This is a genomic window from uncultured Pelagimonas sp. (assembly GCF_947498515.1).
Classification (GTDB): Bacteria; Pseudomonadota; Alphaproteobacteria; order Rhodobacterales; family Rhodobacteraceae; genus Pelagimonas.
In genome coordinates this window covers 196171-213832 of the sequence record NZ_CANMKO010000001.1, presented here as the reverse complement: position 1 = coordinate 213832, position 17662 = coordinate 196171, and the positions used below count along the sequence as shown (strand labels likewise).

The 17662-nt window shown below is 57.3% G+C and carries 19 protein-coding genes; 3 read left to right on the top strand and 16 right to left on the bottom strand.

Translation table 11 applies throughout. From position 1 onward, the window contains the following. Nucleotides 1-38 precede the first annotated feature (38 nt). The 4 genes from hisG to Q1A43_RS01170 form a co-directional block, all read right to left on the bottom strand. A complete protein-coding gene (gene hisG / locus Q1A43_RS01185) occupies nt 39-731 on the bottom strand; it encodes an ATP phosphoribosyltransferase (protein WP_299929558.1) in 693 nt (230 codons plus the stop codon). After that, nucleotides 728-1807, bottom strand: coding sequence for an ATP phosphoribosyltransferase regulatory subunit (locus Q1A43_RS01180; protein ID WP_299931817.1), 1080 nt, complete (start codon nt 1805-1807; stop codon nt 728-730). Before Q1A43_RS01180 ends, hisG begins: the two co-directional genes overlap by 4 nt. Continuing rightward, on the bottom strand, nt 1804-3279 hold the full coding sequence (gene hisS, locus Q1A43_RS01175) for a histidine--tRNA ligase (protein WP_299931815.1): 1476 nt from the start codon (nt 3277-3279) through the stop codon (nt 1804-1806). The genes Q1A43_RS01180 and hisS overlap by 4 nt, the downstream gene beginning before the upstream one ends. A gap of 81 nt (nt 3280-3360) precedes the next feature. Continuing rightward, entirely contained in the window at nt 3361-3531 is a 171-nt protein-coding gene (locus Q1A43_RS01170; protein WP_299931813.1) for a hypothetical protein, read from the bottom strand. A gap of 364 nt (nt 3532-3895) precedes the next feature. On the opposite strand from Q1A43_RS01170, the gene Q1A43_RS01165 reads away from it, so the two are divergent. Together Q1A43_RS01165 and Q1A43_RS01160 are read left to right on the top strand one after the other, a co-directional pair. Continuing rightward, nucleotides 3896-4516, top strand: a complete 621-nt coding sequence (locus Q1A43_RS01165) for a hypothetical protein (protein ID WP_299931811.1) — start codon at nt 3896-3898, stop codon at nt 4514-4516. Nucleotides 4517-4571: 55 nt separating this feature from the next. After that, nucleotides 4572-4775, top strand: coding sequence for a SlyX family protein (locus tag Q1A43_RS01160; protein WP_299931809.1), 204 nt, complete (start codon nt 4572-4574; stop codon nt 4773-4775). 27 nt (nt 4776-4802) lie between these two features. Here the strand turns inward: Q1A43_RS01160 and Q1A43_RS01155 are convergent, their stop codons facing one another. Next, complete coding sequence (locus Q1A43_RS01155) at nt 4803-5804, bottom strand: hypothetical protein (RefSeq protein WP_299931807.1); 1002 nt, start codon at nt 5802-5804, stop codon at nt 4803-4805. 40 nt (nt 5805-5844) lie between these two features. Here Q1A43_RS01155 and Q1A43_RS01150 point away from each other — a divergent pair, with 40 nt between their 5' ends. Continuing rightward, nucleotides 5845-5997: a hypothetical protein gene (locus Q1A43_RS01150; protein WP_299931805.1), complete on the top strand. Its 153-nt coding sequence runs from the start codon at nt 5845-5847 to the stop codon at nt 5995-5997. On the opposite strand, the gene folD is transcribed toward Q1A43_RS01150, so the two are convergent. The 11 genes from folD to tolB all read right to left on the bottom strand — a co-directional run bounded on the left by folD (nt 5994) and on the right by tolB (nt 17587). Then, on the bottom strand, nt 5994-6896 hold the full coding sequence (gene folD, locus Q1A43_RS01145; RefSeq protein ID WP_299929572.1) for a bifunctional methylenetetrahydrofolate dehydrogenase/methenyltetrahydrofolate cyclohydrolase FolD: 903 nt from the start codon (nt 6894-6896) through the stop codon (nt 5994-5996). The two genes, Q1A43_RS01150 and folD, sit on opposite strands and share 4 nt — an antisense overlap. Before the next feature lie 11 nt (nt 6897-6907). Next, a complete protein-coding gene (locus Q1A43_RS01140; RefSeq protein ID WP_299929575.1) occupies nt 6908-7801 on the bottom strand; it encodes a bifunctional 5,10-methylenetetrahydrofolate dehydrogenase/5,10-methenyltetrahydrofolate cyclohydrolase in 894 nt (297 codons plus the stop codon). A gap of 10 nt (nt 7802-7811) precedes the next feature. Next, nucleotides 7812-8108 carry a chorismate mutase gene (locus Q1A43_RS01135; RefSeq protein WP_299929670.1) on the bottom strand — a complete coding sequence of 99 codons (297 nt, stop codon included), beginning with the start codon at nt 8106-8108 and terminating at the stop codon, nt 7812-7814. A 78-nt stretch (nt 8109-8186) separates the two neighbouring features. Continuing rightward, nucleotides 8187-9863, bottom strand: a complete 1677-nt coding sequence (locus Q1A43_RS01130) for a formate--tetrahydrofolate ligase (protein WP_299929578.1) — start codon at nt 9861-9863, stop codon at nt 8187-8189. Between the two features lie 160 nt (nt 9864-10023). After that, nucleotides 10024-10608, bottom strand: coding sequence for an MOSC domain-containing protein (locus tag Q1A43_RS01125; RefSeq protein WP_299931803.1), 585 nt, complete (start codon nt 10606-10608; stop codon nt 10024-10026). Nucleotides 10609-10731: 123 nt separating this feature from the next. Next, a complete protein-coding gene (locus Q1A43_RS01120; RefSeq protein ID WP_299929586.1) occupies nt 10732-11514 on the bottom strand; it encodes a methyltransferase domain-containing protein in 783 nt (260 codons plus the stop codon). Beyond that, nucleotides 11511-13430: an ATP-dependent zinc metalloprotease FtsH gene (ftsH, locus tag Q1A43_RS01115; protein WP_299929589.1), complete on the bottom strand. Its 1920-nt coding sequence runs from the start codon at nt 13428-13430 to the stop codon at nt 11511-11513. The genes Q1A43_RS01120 and ftsH overlap by 4 nt, the downstream gene beginning before the upstream one ends. 90 nt (nt 13431-13520) lie before the next feature. Next, nucleotides 13521-14810 (bottom strand): tRNA lysidine(34) synthetase TilS, encoded by a 1290-nt coding sequence (gene tilS, locus Q1A43_RS01110; RefSeq protein WP_299931801.1) that lies wholly within the window; start codon nt 14808-14810, stop codon nt 13521-13523. Further along, nucleotides 14807-15646, bottom strand: coding sequence for a tetratricopeptide repeat protein (locus tag Q1A43_RS01105; protein WP_299931799.1), 840 nt, complete (start codon nt 15644-15646; stop codon nt 14807-14809). The genes tilS and Q1A43_RS01105 overlap by 4 nt, the downstream gene beginning before the upstream one ends. 3 nt (nt 15647-15649) lie before the next feature. Then, a complete protein-coding gene (gene pal / locus Q1A43_RS01100; protein WP_299931798.1) occupies nt 15650-16177 on the bottom strand; it encodes a peptidoglycan-associated lipoprotein Pal in 528 nt (175 codons plus the stop codon). Between the two features lie 108 nt (nt 16178-16285). Continuing rightward, nucleotides 16286-17587: a Tol-Pal system beta propeller repeat protein TolB gene (gene tolB, locus Q1A43_RS01095; protein WP_299929671.1), complete on the bottom strand. Its 1302-nt coding sequence runs from the start codon at nt 17585-17587 to the stop codon at nt 16286-16288. Nucleotides 17588-17662: the final 75 nt, after the last annotated feature.

The window sequence follows — 17662 nt, the reverse complement described above, 5'->3', positions numbered from 1 at the left end:
TGCAAAAGTTTTGCAAATTCCGTGCACGGAATTTGGTGTCACACCCCTAAAAGGTCGCGCAATGCCTCAAGCGCTGCGCGATCTTTGCCCTCAAGCTGAGCCACTCGGCTACGGAACAGCGTCGCTTGTGAGCGAAGCACCGGCTCTTCGTCCAAAATTTTCAGGTGATTGGCCCGCAGGGTTTCTCCGCTCGACGTGATGTCGGCCACGGCTTCGGCAGTGAGGTTCTTGACCGTGCCTTCGGTTGCGCCCTGACTATCTACCAGTTGATAATCCGCCACACCCCCGCGATGCAGATAGTGACGCACCAACCGGTGATACTTCGTTGCGATCCGCATTCTAAACCCGTGTTGCTCTCGAAATGCCGCTGCCGCCGCATCAAGATCATCCAGCGTATTCACATCAACCCAGCAATTTGGCACCGCGATGATCAGGTCTGCGTGGCCAAATCCAAGTTCGGCCAAGGGTTCAACCTTCTGATCCCATTGCACCAGCTTTTCTTGGATCAGGTCCGTACCGGTCACCCCCAAATGGATGCGTCCCGCCGACAATTCGCGTGGGATTTCCCCGGCCGAAAGCAGCACAAGTTCAACGCCTTCAACGCCATCAACGGCCCCGGCATATTCCCGGTCTGACCCGGTCCGGGCGACGCTCACACCGCGCGCGCCAAACCAGTCAAAGGTTTTTTCCATCAACCGCCCCTTGGACGGCACCCCCAGTTTGATGCTCATGACCGTGTCTCCAGACCAAACAACAGATCGGGGCGCACAACGCCGCCCACCGCCGGAATTTCACGCCCGCGCCCCAAACGACGGGTCAGCGCATCGTATCGGCCACCGGTCGCCACGGCGGGCATACCCGGCTGGGTCGACAGCAAGCCAAAAACAAAACCGTCATAATACTCCATCGAGGTCCGACCATAATTGGCCTCGAAATCAAGCTTGTCCACATCGACACCACGCGCCGCCAAAGCCTCGCTGCGGCGGGCGAACCGCTCAACCGCATCGCTCATCGCCGGAAGGTCAACGGCGATGTCGCGCAGTTGTTCCAAGGCAAAGGTGCAAGTTTCCGAAACCTTGAGCACGCTTTCGATAAGCTCAACCTGACTTTTGGATAGCGGGGCTTCTTTGGCGTCGGCCTTGAGAGCGTCAACGCGCGCCCGGATTTCCGCCTCGGACCGCATGCCGTTAAAGGGCCCGGCCTCGGCAAAGGGATCCTTGGCCGCCAAAAGTGCCGCGCGTGATGGTGGCACCGGGGCACGCCCCGAAAACCGATCCAACAAGGCGCGGAACCGGCGTGGCCGCCAGATGTGGCGCATCAAGGCCGCGCGCCGCCGCTCAGACGTCTCTAACCCCTGCACTGCTGCGGTCAAAATGCCGATATCGCCGGTGACCGCACGCAGCCCATAACCGGCCAGCGTTTCGGAAAACAGCGCGAAAACCTCGGCGTCGGCGGCCTCTGGGTCTTCGCGATCAAAGACCTCATAGCCAACCTGAACATATTCCGACGCGCGCTCAGGATGCTCTTCCTGACGACGAAAAACCGGTCCACTATAGGTATAGCGCGCGGGTTCGGCCCCCTCATCCATGTGCTTTTGCACGACTGGAACGGTAAAGTCCGGGCGCAGCATCACTTCGCCCCGCGCTGGGTCGGACGAGACATAGGCGCGAGTGCGCACGTCTTCGCCATATAGGTCAAGAAATGTTTCTGCTGAGAGCAGAATATCGCATTCCAGCGCCTCCGCCCCAGCGGATTGAAAGGCCGCCTTAAGCGCGGCAGCCTTGGCGTTGATTTCTGTCAGGCTCATGAATTCAGGTCCAAAATCTCGCGCACCTTGGCGACCAATTGGTCACGCGGCACTTCGTATTGGCTGGGGCGCTCTTTCCATTCCTCAAGCGTGGCATTCTCGGCGATTTTAGCACCAAGGATCAGGTCTTTGATCTGAACTACACCGTTTTCATGTTCATCCCCGCCCTCAATAACCGCCACCGGGCTTTGACGTTTGTCGGCATACTTCAACTGGTTGCCGAAATTCTTGGGGTTGCCCAAATAAACCTCGGCGCGGATGCCTGCATTGCGCAGCTCGGCCACCATAGTCTGATAATCGGCCATGCGGTTTTTATCCATGACGGTCACGACAACCGGCCCCGCCGCAACGGTCCCGCCAATCCGGCCTTTTTCACGCAAAGCCGCCAAAAGGCGATCGACACCAATCGACACACCGGTCGCTGGCACTTCTTGGCCAGTGAACCGTTTGACGAGATCATCGTAGCGGCCACCACCGGCAACCGATCCGAATTGGCGCTTGCGGCCCTTGTCATCAAGGATTTCAAAAGTCAGCTCAGCTTCGAACACCGGTCCGGTGTAGTAGCCAAGGCCGCGCACCACGCTTGGATCGATTTCAATCCGATCCGCGCCATAGCCCTGCGCCGCCAAAAGATCACCGATCTTTTCAAGCTCGCCCACACCTTCGGAACCGACCTTGGAGCCGCCAATTGCATCTTGCAGATTGGCAAAGGTTTTCGCCACATCCGCATCCTTGGACGTCAAGAACGCCACAACAGGCTCGGCCTGATCCGCAGATAGCCCAACACCGTCGATATAGGCCCCGGACGCATCCAAGCGCCCCTTGCCCAAAAGCTCGCGCACACCCGCTTCGCCGACCTTGTCGAACTTGTCGATGGTGCGCAGGACATCGTCGCGCTGTTTGTCATCTGACAAGCCCATGGTTTCGAGCACACCGTTCAAAACTTTGCGATTGTTGACGCGCACCAAATAGTCACCACGCGGAATGCCGACGCGTTCCAACGTATCAGACAGCATCGCGCAAATCTCGGCATCCGCCGCAACATTCGCCGCGCCAACCGTATCCGCATCACATTGATAAAACTGACGATACCGCCCCGGTCCGGGCTTTTCGTTGCGCCAAACCGGCCCCATCGCATAACGGCGGTAAGGCAGCGGAAGATCATTGCGGTGCTGCGCGTAAACACGGGCCAAAGGCGCGGTCAAATCATAGCGCAACGCCATCCACGCGTCGTCTTCGTCCTGCCAGGCAAACACGCCCTCATTCGGGCGATCCACATCCGGAAGGAACTTGCCCAAGGCTTCAACCGTCTCAACGCCTGAGCTTTCCAGCGCATCAAACCCGTATTGATGGTAGACCTCGGCAATCGTTTTGAGCATGTCTGCGCGTTCGGTCACCTCAGCGCCGAAATAGTCGCGAAACCCCTTGGGCGTCTGTGCCTTGGGGCGGGGAGCTTTTTTAACTTTGGCCATGGTCTCTTCCGGGTTCAAAATCCGTTGTGCCCCCCTCTACCTGCCCCAGTCCCCTGGGGCAAGCAAACAGGGGAAAGCGGCTCAATCCTTGCGGCGTAGTTTCCAATGCTGAATAAGCGCACCAACGCAGGCGAAAACAATGCTGGCCAGTAGAATGTCTAGTGCCTGAGTTTGACCAGAGTTCCAAATCTGGTTTTTGGCGAGAAGGCTCAGGCAGATGAGGCTCGTGGAAATCAGGAAGAAAAGCTTCATGGTAGGGTCTCCGGTTTCGTGAACAGATACCCAATTGCAGCCGAGGATATTGATACATGAAACAGGGGACAAGAATCACTGTGTCCACCTCGACGCGATACGTCGATTCGTAGCCAAACCCGCAATATCGCCCGGTGACCCATCAAGATATACGCAATACTACCGTATAATCCGCTACATCCACCCCGAAAAACCAAACAATTTTAACGAAAAAGGAAACATTCGACATTATAACACGCATTGCGATACAATCCGCTACAATGCTCTGCTGCAATCAATTACAATACACAATCCAGAATAGCGCGCAACTCTACCGGGCAACGCGCGACCGCATCGCGCAACACGTTAGGGACACGTACACGTCATGGCCAAGGACGGCGAAACTGCCGCGGATATCCGCCAGAGACTAAAAGCGCTGGAAGACGCGCTGGATGAGTATTGTAAGCCCGTAAGAGATGTGATGCTCGATGTTTCAAAGTCCGAGTTGACCCCAGATCTGGAAAAACAAGTAAACCGTTTGAAGGAAACGGTTCAAGAGATATTTGAGCTCACGGGTGGCGACATCGGCAAGGTTGCGCCAGCGCAACATGTCGAACCGTCCCCCAATCCGCCAAAGCCCTACAGCTCGTCAATAAAATCAAGCGAAATTGCAAAGTTCTCCAACTATCTGATGCTATATGCCGTACAGGGCGTCGTCGATAGCGACGGTGCCATCAGTCAGGATATGTTGTTTGATGCCCTATGCGCCTATGATCCGACGCAACTCGGAAAACGCCGGTCATTTACTTCAAAACTGTCGCGTTGGAAAAATGGTAAGATGACCGGGAAATTTCTAACATGGTCTGACCCTCATGATCTGGACATCACTCCAGATGGCAGAAAAGAGGTCCAGCGCTTGCATCGCATCGTCGTCAGTAATAGCGCGCTCGAAGACATAAAAAATGTTCTGCTTCAAAACTTCCCAAAGATATCTTTACCCAGCTAAACCTTGCCTGCCCCTCCAGACCAGCCTATTGCCCACCACAAAGGGAGCGCCAACCATGACCGACATCACACATCTCGAAGAACGCATCGCGCATCTGATAAAAACGGTGGATGAGCTGTCGGACACCGTTGCCCGTCAGGACAAAGAGCTGGCGATACTCAATGACCGGGTTCTGATGCTCATGGCGCGCGAAGCTGATCGCGAAACTCAGGGCGGCGGCGGCGTTATCATCGGCGATGAACGCCCCCCGCACTATTGAACAACTGTTTCAGCGCGCAAAGCAAACTCAGGATTTGATATCCATCGCTTCGACACGCCCATCATGCAGCAGGAAGTTTTTCCAGCGTGGGCTGCCGCCGAACCGTTCGTAAACGGTCACAAAGACCGTGTCTTTGCTTAGCTTTTTCATCTTGCTGCCACAGGGCTTGCCTTTGCCAACACGACAAACGCGCGACTTGACCTTTTCATAGGCGACATCGGTTGCCGACGTGGGTAAGGTTGCCCCGGCTGGCCCGTAATGGATCGCCTCATAGCTTTCGGGTGAGGCAAATAGCACAAGCGCCGCGCTGAACACCCGCGCACAGCCATCGTCAAATCCGGTGATATAGAAACTCCGCTGCCCGGTGGCCCCCGGCGCGCTATCATAAAGCGTATAGCCGCGCCCGCGCTCCGGCCACTGTCCGGCCTTTTTGCCCATTTGCGATGGGTTGGCCCCGCACACACGGGCGATTTTGCCATAGGGTAAAGATGTACCAAGCGCCACTTGTTCGTAATCCGGGTCGCCGGGTTTGGGGCCTTTGCTGCGTTTGGGCTTACGCGCGCTGTCGCCACTTCCACCGGACAACCCAAACAAACCCTTCTTTTTGGGCTTGGGTGTGGCCTCGATCTCGGGTTCGGGCAAAGCCGCCAACACCAGCGGCGCGGCACCATCAGAACCATCGGCATTTTCAACCACAAGAACCGCGTCTGCGTCAGGCTCTGCAACCAACACCTCGCCGGCGATGTCTTCGGGCGTATCCCCAATGACCGGCGCGCTTTTGGCCTCGTCGGCTTTGCGCTTCAAAAAGCCCATCAAACCTTTGGAGGGTTTTTCAGTAGGCGTAACCGCCACGGGGGCTTGGTCAACCAAGGCCTCATCCAAGGCTGCGTCAATCGGAGCAGCAAGTGCATCGGCCTGACCTGCGGATGTATCCACCTCGACATCGCTCAACTTGGGCACGTCTTTCAACGGATTGCCACAGCCAGCAACAACAAGCGCAAGCGCCAGTGAAATGATGATACGGTGCATAATGCCCCCCTTGCCCACCGCGCACTTCTAACGCATGGCAATGGGCGGCGTCCATAATACGCCCGTATATGGTGGCGAAAAACCGCGCCTAGGCTCTTATGCCTACAAAACGACACCCGGTTTCATGGCCAAGGCCGACCGGGTGCGTTGGGTCGCGCACGAACACATCCATGACTGTGCGCGCATTTATTAGGCCGTCAAACCTTCAGGTTCGCTTAGACCATTGGCGCGACAGCACGCGGTCAACGTGTTGGCCAGCAAACAGGCGATGGTCATTGGGCCAACGCCACCGGGCACTGGCGTGATCGCACCGGCCACTTCGGCACAGCTGGCATAATCACAATCCCCAACAAGGCGCGTCTTGCCTTCGCCCTTTTCAGGGGCATCAATTCGGTTGATGCCAACGTCAATCACGGTCGCACCGGGTTTGATCCAATCGCCGGTCACCATTTCGGCACGGCCAACGGCGGCCACGACGATGTCCGCTTGTTTACAAACCTCTTGAATGTCTTTGGTGCGCGAATGCGCGATGGTCACGGTACAGCTATCGCGCAGCAGCAGGTTGGCCATCGGCTTGCCCACAATGTTGGAGCGCCCAACGACAACGGCGTTTAGACCAGACAAAGAGCCATGGTGATCGCGCAGCATCATCAAACAGCCCAGCGGCGTGCAAGGCACCATCGATTTCTGACCGGTCGACAAAAGGCCAACGTTGGAAATGTGGAACCCATCAACGTCTTTGGCCGGATCAATGCGGTTGATCACCAGATCTTCGTTCAAGTGACCGGGCAAAGGCAGCTGAACCAAAATACCATGCACCGCCGGGTCGGCGTTGAGCTTATCAAGAAGCGCCAGCAGGTCTTCTTCGGAGGTATCCACATCAAGCTTGTGCTCAAAGGAATTCATACCGCATTCCACGGTCATCTTGCCTTTGGACCGCACATAAACTTGGCTCGCGGGGTCTTCGCCGACCAGAACCACCGCCAAACCGGGGGTGATACCGTTTTCTTCTTTAATGCGGGTCACATGTTCGGCCACTTGGCCACGCACTTTGGCCGCAAAGGCTTTGCCGTCGATCACTGTCGCTGTCATGTCATATCCTCTTAGATATCCGTCCGCGCATAGGCGTCTCGGTAGTGTTCCATCTGCATACGTGTTGCCAAAACGGCGTTTTTCATCAAGGTCGCCACGGTCACTGGGCCGACACCGCCGGGCACCGGCGTGATCCAACCTGCCACTTCGGCACAGCTGTCAAAATCGGCGTCCCCAACGGTTTTCCCACCTTCGGGTGTCTCGATCCGGTTGATGCCGATGTCGATCAGCGCCGCACCGGGTTTGAGCATATCACCCGTCACCAGACCGGGTTTGCCCACCGCCACAAACACCGCATCTGCGGCGCGGCTATGCATGGCGACAGACCGAGTCATGTGATGGCACACGGTGACCGTCGCCCCAAGACCCATCATCAAAAACGCGATCGGCTTGCCGACGATTTCGGAATGCCCAATCACGGTGACGTTCAACCCTTCCATATCCATGGGCAGGGTTTTCAAAATCTCAACCGCCGCAACGGCCGTACAGGGGCCAAGTGCCAGATCATTATAGACAATATTGCCGATCGATGCGGGGTGCATGCCCTCTACATCCTTGAGCGGATGCACCATTTTTTGCAGCACTTTCACCGGGATGTGTTCGGGCAAAGGGCGTTGAATGATGATACCGTTGACGCGCGGATCGGCGTTTAACCCCTGCAAAATACCAGTCATCTGCTCAAGCGAGGTTTCGCTAGGATAATTGCGCGCTTCAAACTCAACCCCGGCCGAATTGGCCTGCCGTTGTTGGTTGCGCACATAAAGCTCGGCCGCGGCGGTATCTCCAACACTGATCGAGACCAGCTTTGGTGCCCAGCCCGCGTCGGCCAAGGCGGCCGCGTCTTTGGCGACCTCGGCGCGCATGTCTGCTGCGATGGATTTTCCGTCAATGAGTGCAGCGCGCATAGCTTGCCTTTCAGTCTAGTTTGATCGTCTGCGCCTCGCGCGCAATCGACCAATCAATCAAATGCCGCCAAAGCACCTCGACCAATTCCGGGTCTAGCTCTTGCTCGACGGCGGCGGCTTTGACCTTGGTCACAACGTCTTCGACACGGGCGGGAATATTGGCGGGTAACCCAACGCCCGTCTTGATTTCAACGGCGCGGTCAATATAGCCCATCCGCGTTTTCAACAGGCTAATCAGGTCGCGATCCAGCGCATCAATCTGAGTGCGCAGGGTCGCCATATCAGGGCAATCGGCGGGGTCTAACATGCTGTGTCCATCCAAAGATTTCACGGTCATGCCCTACCCCGCCGAACGCCTATTCGCAATCAAATCGTTCCGGTCTTTTTAGAACAGACCTTCGACCAGACCCTCTTCGTTGATGCGGATGTTTTCCGCTGCGGGTTTGCGTGGCAGGCCCGGCATGGTCATGATGTCACCGCAGATCGCGATCACGAAACCAGCACCCGCGCTGAGACGAACCTCACGCACTGGAACAGAGTGACCAGTCGGCGCACCGCGCAATGATGGATCGGTGCTAAACGAATACTGGGTCTTGGCGATACAGATCGGCAGATGGCCATAACCGGCCGCTTCCCAGGCGCGCAATTGGTCGCGCACTTTCTTATCGGCGATGACTTCGTCGGCACGATAGATCGAGGTTGCAATACGCTCGATTTTCTCAAACAGCGGCAGATCATCTTTGTAAAGCGGTGCGAATTGCGACACACCTGCATCGGCGATTTCGGCCACGCGGGTGGCAAGCGCCTTGGTGCCTTCAGAGCCTTTTTCCCAGTGCTGGCACAGGATCGCTTCTGCGCCTTGGGTTTCCACATAGTCGATAACCGCCTGCACTTCGGCGTCGGTATCAGTGACAAAATGGTTGATGCCCACAACAACCGGCACGCCGAATTGCTTGAGGTTGCCGATGTGGCGACCAAGGTTTGCACAGCCTTCGTTGACCGCATCCACGTTCTCGTCCCCAAGGTCCGCTTTGGCCACGCCGCCGTTCATTTTCATGGCGCGGATGGTCGCAACCAAAACCACACAATCGGGGGCAAGACCGGCTTTGCGGCATTTGATGTTCATGAACTTTTCAGCGCCAAGATCGGCCCCAAAGCCCGCTTCTGTCACAACATAGTCGGCCAATTTCAGCGCGGTTGTTGTCGCGGTGACCGAGTTACAGCCATGGGCGATGTTGGCGAATGGACCGCCATGCACAAAGGCCGGGTTGTTTTCGAGGGTCTGAACAAGGTTCGGTTGCATCGCATCGCGCAGCAACACGGTCATCGCGCCGTCGGCTTTGATATCACGCGCATAGATCGGGCTGCGATCACGGCGATAGGCCACGATCATGTCACCCAGACGGGTTTGCAGATCGTTCAAGTCTTTGGCGAGGCAGAGGATCGCCATGACTTCGGAGGCCACGGTGATGTCAAACCCGGTCTGACGCGGGAAGCCATTGGCAACACCACCAAGCGAGGTCACGGTATCACGCAGCGCGCGGTCGTTCATGTCAAGCACACGGCGCCATGTCACGCGGCGCTCGTCGATCTCAAGCTCGTTGCCCCAATAGATGTGGTTGTCGATCATCGCCGAAAGAAGGTTGTGCGCCGAGGTGATCGCGTGGAAATCCCCGGTAAAGTGAAGGTTCATTTCCTCCATCGGCACGATCTGCGCCATGCCACCACCGGCGGCGCCGCCCTTCATGCCAAAGTTCGGGCCAAGCGACGCTTCGCGGATACAGACCATGGCGTTTTTGCCAATAGCGTTCAAACCGTCACCTAGACCAACGGTTGTTGTGGTCTTGCCTTCGCCCGCAGGCGTCGGGTTGATCGCGGTCACAAGGATCAGTTTGCCGTTTTCACGATCCTGAACCGAGTTGATGAACTCTTGGCTGACCTTGGCCTTGTCATGGCCGTATGGCAGCAAATGTTCAGCGTCGATGCCAAGCTTGGCGCCGATTTCCATGATCGGCTTTTTCTTGGCCTCACGGGCGATTTCGATGTCGGTTTTAAAAGCCATCAGTGCGATCCCTGTCGAAAAAATTGTGTCGTTGATCCACGCATATCGTGGGAAACGACAAAGGGTGACAGCGAATCCGACATTTCTAGGCGTTGTAGCGGCGCGAGGAAGCGCGGTGCGGAGCGGATCGGAAACGCATGTCTCCGACCCGCACGTTTTGTTACTTGGCCTCGGCGGTCCAAGCGCGTTGATCCGGGATGTGCAAACGCAGCTTGTCACCGACCATCAACACACCCGGACGTTCCACCCAAGCGGTCACACCGCGCCGATTGTTGGCGGCGGGTTTGAACTTGGGACCATAGCCCGGCATATCGGCTTCGATCTCCTTGCCGGGGAAAATACAAGGGCGATTGTTCATATCTATTGTGATGGTCGTGCCATTTTCGGCCTGAAGCCGGGACGATGGCGGGACAAAGCTGAAATCTGCAATTCCTTCGATCACCAAAGTCGCGCCGAGATAAAGCGGATCAAGCGCTTCGATCCCCATATCGGCGGCAATCGCGTTTAGCTCTTCTTGCGACAAAACAGAAAGCTGGCGCACATTGGCGATCTCGGTGCCGCGTTCATGTTGTGATGTGACCCGGCTACAGGATGGGCGGGTGCGACCGCCGTGCTTTTCATCTTCTGGCCCATCCCAGCCCAAAGTGAGGCTATCCGAAGCAACAGCACGCAGACCGTCGCCATCCGGCACAGCCCCGGCCCATGTAATGGTTGCATAATAGTCGGTCGGTTTCAGGGCGGGCATAGCATGTCCTTTTCGCGCGTCATGTGCCGCGAATAGACCGATGGAGCCCGGATTTGACAAGGCCACAGTTAGCAAAACATCGGCCATTTGCCGCACAGATTTTGTCAGACTTGAAACATGCCCTTAGGAGGGGCGCGTCAACGTCATGAACATACGCCGGAACGGGAATAGCACCGTTCCATCCTGGGCCTCTGGATATGCGGTGCCGATCACCGCCTCATAGGCCTCGATCAACCGGGTTTGTTCTGCCTCGTCCAAGGTTTGCAAAATCGGCAAGCCATAGGTGGACTCGGTAAACCGTCGCACCGGATGGCCGGTCTGGACCGGCTCCAACACCTGATAGTATTCGGTTTCCCACAGGGTCAGATGACCCAGCGGCGACAACAGGTGGTGATAGCTTGCTGGCAACATCACATCAGGGCCGGTTGCGAAATCTATGCGACCGGGCCAAAACTCTTCTGCAAGACTTTTCCAGATGTGATGGGATGGGGCGTTGTTCTGGTGGGGCATTTGCACGGCAAGCGTGCCGCCCGGCTTCAAGAGGCCCATCAACCGTGGCAACACATCTTGATGGTTGTCCACCCATTGCAACGCTGCGTTGGAAAAGATCAGCGCCGGGGCGTCATCCGGAGCCCATGTGCTGATGTCCGACGATACCAAGCTGTCATAGCTTCCGGTTTTTTCTGCTTCGGCCAACATTTCTGGGCTGTTATCGATCCCGATCAGGTGACGACCAAGTCCTTTAAGGGCCTCGCCAACCGCTCCGCTACCACAGCCAAGATCCACGATCGCCCCATCAGGCAACTCAGGCAGCGCGTGGATCAAATCGATTGCAGGGCGCAAACGAACCCCTTTGAACCGTTGATAGGCCTCAGGATTCCATTTTGCGCCCTGCTCTGTCGTCATGCGTTGGGTTCCGGTTCCATGTCGCCATCACCCGACGGTTTGGCTTTGGATTTGGTTTTCGGAATCGCAGTCAGGCTGGGTTTTTCTGCCTCGGCGCTGCCACCGTGATCATCATCATCCGCATGCGGCGGCTCACCGCGCATAACCCGTTGGATTTCTTCACCGGTCAGGGTTTCGTATTCAAGCAAACCTTGCGCCAGACGCTCAAAATCCTCTTGGCGTTCCAGAATGATTTCCCGCGCCAGATCATAACCCGTTTGGATAAACCCGCGCACTTCTTCTTCGATTAGCTCTTTGGTATGCGCCGATACCGACAGGCCAGCAGTGTTGCCCTGATACCCTTCAGCGGCTTCGCGGTAATCAATGTTGCCGATCTTGTCTGACATGCCCCATTGCAAGACCATGGCCCGCGCCAAGGCCGATGCCTGTTGGATGTCGCCCGCCGGACCGTTCGAGACCTGATCCTCACCATATTTGATGATCTCAGCCGCCTTGCCCGCCATAGTCATGGCCAAACGCTGGTGGCATTCGTCTTTGAACATGTTCAAACGGTCAATCTCAGGCAGGCTCATCACCATGCCCAAGGCTCCGCCGCGCGGGATGATCGTCGCCTTATAAACCGGGTCACATTTTGGCAGGTGAATCCCGACCAAGGCGTGACCAGCTTCGTGATAGGCGGTCATTTCCTTTTGCTCATCGGTCAAAACCATGCTGCGGCGCTCGGCACCCATCATGACCTTGTCTTTGGCCTGTTCGAAATCTTCCATGGTCACAAACCGGCGACCGACACGTGCCGCCATCAGCGCCGCTTCGTTCACAAGGTTGGCCAGATCGGCACCGGAAAAACCGGGCGTCCCGCGCGCGATGATGCGCAGATCAACATCTGGGCCAAGTGGGATTTTGCGCGCATGCACGCCCAAAATCTTGTCACGGCCTTTGATGTCTGGGTTCGGCACGGTGACCTGGCGGTCAAAACGACCCGGGCGTAGCAAAGCAGGGTCAAGAACGTCGCGACGGTTGGTGGCCGCAACGATGATCACACCTTCGTTGGCTTCAAACCCATCCATCTCAACAAGCAACTGGTTGAGCGTCTGTTCGCGCTCGTCGTTGCCGCCGCCGTACCCTTGACCACGGGCGCGGCCCACGGCGTCGATTTCGTCGATGAACACGATACAAGGTGCGTTTTTCTTGGCCTGCTCAAACATGTCGCGCACGCGGCTTGCACCGACACCCACGAACATTTCAACAAAGTCAGACCCCGAAATTGTAAAGAACGGTACGCCCGCCTCGCCCGCGATGGCACGCGCCAAAAGGGTTTTACCCGTACCGGGAGGGCCAACAAGCAAGGCACCCTTGGGGATTTTACCACCAAGACGCGAGAATTTCTGCGGGTTGCGCAGGAATTCCACGATCTCTTCAAGCTCTTCTTTGGCCTCGTCGATACCGGCGACATCATCAAAGGTCACGCGGCCGGCTTTTTCGGTCAAAAGCTTGGCCTTGGATTTGCCAAAGCCCATCGCGCCACCTTTGCCACCGCCTTGCATGCGGTTCATAAAGTAGATCCACACACCGATAAGCAGCAGGAAGGGCAGCAAGCCAATCACAAAGGCCTGAAAGCCGGATTGTTCCTGCTGTTCGGCCCATGTTGGCACGTCGTTTTCGATCAAAAGCTGAGTGATCTCATGATCTTCCGGCTTAATGGCGACATGGTCGGCACCGTCTGTGGTGCGATAGCGAACCTGTTCGCCGTCGATGACAACTGAATCGACAGATTTACCCTCAACAGCGGCGACAAACTCAGAGTAGCTTGCCTCCTTGCTTTGAAGGGTGTTTCCACTGCCGGAAAACAGGCTGAAAAGAGCAAGGATCAGAACGAAAAGTACGATCCAGAAAGCGATATTACGAGCGTTGCCCAAGGAAGATCCCCCAAGTGACGGCAAAAGAAATCGGGTGCGCGGCGCGCACTCCGGGCGTTGTGTCACAACATAGACATGAAACGCGCCACTTCAATGCGAAAGAAGGAAGCGCTCAAAGCTGTGGCTGCGGTACAATTGAACGGTTGGTTGTTCGCCGATCCCCAAGGGGTCACAGGCGCGCAATTGCCCCGCCTCCCAAAGGGCCGGCAAGCTACGCGCGGCATGATAAGGCACTGGCATTGCTTTCTTATCTGCAATCTGCTGCCACCCGTCTTCACCCAAGGGGGCAATCAATTGCCCGTCTTTCAGGGGGGCCGCGAGGGACCAGCGATGGTCCCAAACCGCACCCTGATTGGGCCCAAGCCGCTGATCCTGTATGGCATTCAACTCAGGAAATATTCTCAAATTTTGATGTTCCACCCTGATTTCACAGCCCATCAGGGTGGCATGCCCGCCAGAAAGCGCCAGTTCGAGCACTGAGTCCAAGGCGGACTCACGCGGGCGATACCCCTTCCCCGAGACATATTGCAGCGCCGCCGCCATCACACGCAGCTGCGTTTCGCGCTCGATCTCGGCCAACTTGTCGCGATCAAACAATATGTCACCGGTCGGACCAAATTCCGTGGCACCCTCGCGCCCCACCTGCCGCCAAACATCAACCGCCCGGCGTCGCAACGCCTCTTGCGCGCGCCTTAGGCGGTTGGCGGTTTCGGCCAGCCGATCAACGCCCAGCCCCTCATCCTCCAACTGAACCAGCAATTGGCGCATTTTCACACGATCATATTTGGTGTCATCGTTTGATGGATCATCGGCCCATGGGGTTTTCAGAACCGTCAAATAGTGCCGCAACTCGGAACGCCGCATATCAAGACAGGGGCGCAGCAGTTCAAACTGACCATCGGCCCCAACGACGTTGCGTCGGGCAAGCATTGCCGACAACCCATCAACACCCGACCCACGTTTGAGACGCATCAAAAAGGTCTCGGCAAGGTCATCGCGCGTGTGCCCGACCAAAACATGGCGCATGTTACCACGCCATGTGTCGAAAATCTCAAGCCGTCCAATGCGGGCCTGATCTTGGAGATTGCCCTCGCCAGTCCACTGCCACTTGTGCGTGTCATGCGGCCAGCCAAGGGTTTTGCATTCCGCCGCAACCATCGCCGCTTCGTCGCTGCTTTCGGGGCGCAGGCCATGATCAACGGTCACCACCCGAAGCTTCACGCCCCAGACCCGCGTCCAATTATGCGCAAGCGCCAACATGGCCATGCTGTCGCCGCCGCCCGACACGGCCAAGCCAATCTCATCGGGGAAATCCGGGCCCAAAAGCTGGCCCATCGCCTCGGCAAAGCGTTGGTCCAGATTGGGCAGGTCTTGGGTCACTGGCAGTCGAGGTCCGCGCGGCTTTGGGTGGCATTGGCGATGAACTCCGACCCCGGATAACGACCCGCAACTTCGCCCAAGGTCACACAGGCCTCTGGGGTGGACCCCAGTTTCCCAAGTGACACGCCCAAACGCCAGAGCGCTTCGGGCGCGACCTGATCGTCGGGGAACCCCGAGTAGGCGTTTAGGTAACGGCGCGCCGCTTCTCGCGTGTCGCCCTGCCCGTCCAAGGCGCGACCTTCGCCAACAAGCGCCGCGGATTCCAGCGGGCCTAGCGGATAGGTCTCGCGAAAGACCGCAAACATCTGCGCCGCAGCAGCAAAATCACCGGCGTTCAACGCCTTTTGCGCGTCCAGAAAGTCAGCCTCTTCGCTCACTGCCAACTCACCGGCCCCAACCGGCAAACCGTCGGTCGGTTCGGCAATCGCTGGGGCGGGCGTGCTCACAGGAACCGCATCGCCGCCCAACATGGTCGTCTTGCCAAGGGTGCCAATATCGCAGCCCGGCTCCAATTCGCACAACCGAAACTCCAGATCGCCAAGGCGATTGGTGCCGTCGCTTGTCACCCGCGAAATCCGGTGCTCCAGCTGTTCGGCCTTGGCCGTGATCCGCTGAAGCTGGGTTTCAATGGATGTGATGCGTTCCAATTGATCACCGGCAATGGTCACGCCACTACCGCCAGTGGTACTTAGCTCGCGCTTAAGCTTTTTCAGCTCAACCGACAAAACCACCATATCCTGACGAATATCCGCCAGTGTTTCGGCGCTGTGTGCCTGTCCCGCAGCACCGCCAATTAGCAGGGCCAGAACCGGCCCAAAGGCAAACGAAACCCGCATGCGTTACCCCGTCAAACCGGCCGACAGAATGGTCACAGCGCGGCGGTTTTTGGCGTAACACGCCTCGGCCGAACAGATCTCAAGCGGGCGTTCTTTGCCGTAGCTGACAAATTTCAAGCGGCTTGATGGCACGCCCTTGGACACCAGATATTCCATCACCGCATTGGCACGGCGCGCACCTAGGGCAAGGTTGTACTGGCGGGTGCCTTGTTCGTCGGCGTGACCTTCGATCACGGCAAGATAGTCTGAGTTCACCGTCAGCCACTGGGCCTGACGGTCAAGCGTCGCGCGTCCTTCGGCGGTTAGCGAGGATTGATCAACCAAGAACAACACCCGGTCACCGACCCGTTGCTGAAAATGCGCAACAGATGCCGGATCATCGGCGCTACCTGGGGCATAGCTTGTGGTTGGGGCATTGGTATCAAGGCCCGCGCCCGCGCCACCTTGGCCATCGCCAAAGCGATCCGGGCTAGTACAGGCCGCCAGACCAAGGGCCGCCACCAGCAATGCTGCTTTTGGGAAATATGTCATGTCTCTCGTCCTGCTCTCTCTTCTTGGGCGCAGCCTATCACAGCTCGTCGCCAGCGGGAATCCGCTTCGTTGTCTTGTACCCCCCCCTGCGCAACGTCGCGCGACGGGTTACTGAAGCGGTCCCCAGCTTGGGTCCGATCCACCGGCTGGCGTGCGCACCCGTTTCAAGTTGCGTCCCGAAATATCCACTGAATACAAGGCCGAAGCCCCCTGTGCGCCCTGCGTTTCACGCGCAAACATCAACACGCGACCATTTGGGGCCCAGCTTGGACCCTCGTCCAAAAACGACGCCGTCAACAGGCGTTCTTCTGATCCGTCCGTACGCATCACACCAATGTGAAAACGGCCTTCGTTCTGTTTGGTAAAGGCAATCAGATCACCGCGCGGTGACCAAACCGGTGTTCCATACCGCCCTTGGCCAAAGCTGATCCTCACCGCTTCGCCGCCATTGGCGGGCATCACATATAGCTGCTGAGTGCCGCTGCGATCACTTTCAAACACGATTTGACTGCCATCTGGGCTATAGCTTGGCGCGGTTTCAATAGCAGGCGACACCGACAAACGGCGGGTCGCGGTACTGGCGACATCCATCGCCCAAATATCGGTGTTGGACCCTTGGGTGAGCGAGTAGACAACCGTACGACCATCGGGCGAGAACCGCGGCGCAAAACTCATGACACCATCATTGGCCTGCAAAATCCGGCTGCGCACATCGCCCACCGTCAACACATGCACGCGCGGAAATCCGGTTTCGTAGCTCGTGTACAAAACCCGATCACCATTGGGCGAGAAACGTGGGGCCAAAACGATAGACTGGCTGTCGGTCAGGTATTGCACATTCGCCCCGTCATAATCCATCACCGCAAGGCGCTTTTGACGTTCATTCTTGGGGCCGGTTTCCGACACAAACACCACGCGACTGTCGAAATACGGCGTTTCCCCTGTGAGACGGGCGTAGACCTGATCGGCAACCTTATGCGCCAACCGTCGCCAACCATCTGCAGTCGAGGCAAACTGCATCCCCTCGCCCAGCTCTTGACCGGCGAAGACATCCCAGACCCGGAATTTCACGATGATCCGACCGGTGCCATCGGTGCTCACTGCGCCGGTGATCAAAGCTTGCGAATTGATCGCCTTCCAATCGGCAAATTGCACCGGAGCACCAAAGCTCGACACGGTACTGATATGGGCATCGCGGCCAATTTCGCGGAACAACCCGGTGCCGGTGAGATCGTCGGCAATCACCCGGCTGATGTTTTCGGAATGCACCATCGCGTCCGAGCTTTCGGGAACAAAATTGGGCACCGCATAGGGCATCGGCTCGACCACACCGCTATCAAGCGTCAGGCGCAGCGGCTCTTGGGCCGAGGCCATGAAAGGGGTCAGCATCAGCGCCAAAGCCAGCACCATTTGTGCCAAGCCAGATAATCCCAAGCGGGTATGCATGATCGTCCCTCCTTGGGAACTGCTCTGTCGGTCGTGGCC

What these genes read in the sequence shown, in the direction of transcription:
- hisG (WP_299929558.1), bottom strand. Translation starts at nt 731, where the DNA reads ATGAGCATCAAACTGGGGGTGCCGTCCAAGGGGCGGTTGATGGAAAAA.
- Q1A43_RS01180 (WP_299931817.1), bottom strand. Translation starts at nt 1,807, where the DNA reads ATGAGCCTGACAGAAATCAACGCCAAGGCTGCCGCGCTTAAGGCGGCC.
- hisS (WP_299931815.1), bottom strand. Translation starts at nt 3,279, where the DNA reads ATGGCCAAAGTTAAAAAAGCTCCCCGCCCCAAGGCACAGACGCCCAAG.
- Q1A43_RS01170 (WP_299931813.1), bottom strand. Translation starts at nt 3,531, where the DNA reads ATGAAGCTTTTCTTCCTGATTTCCACGAGCCTCATCTGCCTGAGCCTT.
- Q1A43_RS01165 (WP_299931811.1), top strand. Translation starts at nt 3,896, where the DNA reads ATGGCCAAGGACGGCGAAACTGCCGCGGATATCCGCCAGAGACTAAAA.
- Q1A43_RS01160 (WP_299931809.1), top strand. Translation starts at nt 4,572, where the DNA reads ATGACCGACATCACACATCTCGAAGAACGCATCGCGCATCTGATAAAA.
- Q1A43_RS01155 (WP_299931807.1), bottom strand. Translation starts at nt 5,804, where the DNA reads ATGCACCGTATCATCATTTCACTGGCGCTTGCGCTTGTTGTTGCTGGC.
- Q1A43_RS01150 (WP_299931805.1), top strand. Translation starts at nt 5,845, where the DNA reads ATGGGCGGCGTCCATAATACGCCCGTATATGGTGGCGAAAAACCGCGC.
- folD (WP_299929572.1), bottom strand. Translation starts at nt 6,896, where the DNA reads ATGACAGCGACAGTGATCGACGGCAAAGCCTTTGCGGCCAAAGTGCGT.
- Q1A43_RS01140 (WP_299929575.1), bottom strand. Translation starts at nt 7,801, where the DNA reads ATGCGCGCTGCACTCATTGACGGAAAATCCATCGCAGCAGACATGCGC.
- Q1A43_RS01135 (WP_299929670.1), bottom strand. Translation starts at nt 8,108, where the DNA reads ATGTTAGACCCCGCCGATTGCCCTGATATGGCGACCCTGCGCACTCAG.
- Q1A43_RS01130 (WP_299929578.1), bottom strand. Translation starts at nt 9,863, where the DNA reads ATGGCTTTTAAAACCGACATCGAAATCGCCCGTGAGGCCAAGAAAAAG.
- Q1A43_RS01125 (WP_299931803.1), bottom strand. Translation starts at nt 10,608, where the DNA reads ATGCCCGCCCTGAAACCGACCGACTATTATGCAACCATTACATGGGCC.
- Q1A43_RS01120 (WP_299929586.1), bottom strand. Translation starts at nt 11,514, where the DNA reads ATGACGACAGAGCAGGGCGCAAAATGGAATCCTGAGGCCTATCAACGG.
- Q1A43_RS01105 (WP_299931799.1), bottom strand. Translation starts at nt 15,646, where the DNA reads ATGCGGGTTTCGTTTGCCTTTGGGCCGGTTCTGGCCCTGCTAATTGGC.
- pal (WP_299931798.1), bottom strand. Translation starts at nt 16,177, where the DNA reads ATGACATATTTCCCAAAAGCAGCATTGCTGGTGGCGGCCCTTGGTCTG.
- tolB (WP_299929671.1), bottom strand. Translation starts at nt 17,587, where the DNA reads ATGGTGCTGGCTTTGGCGCTGATGCTGACCCCTTTCATGGCCTCGGCC.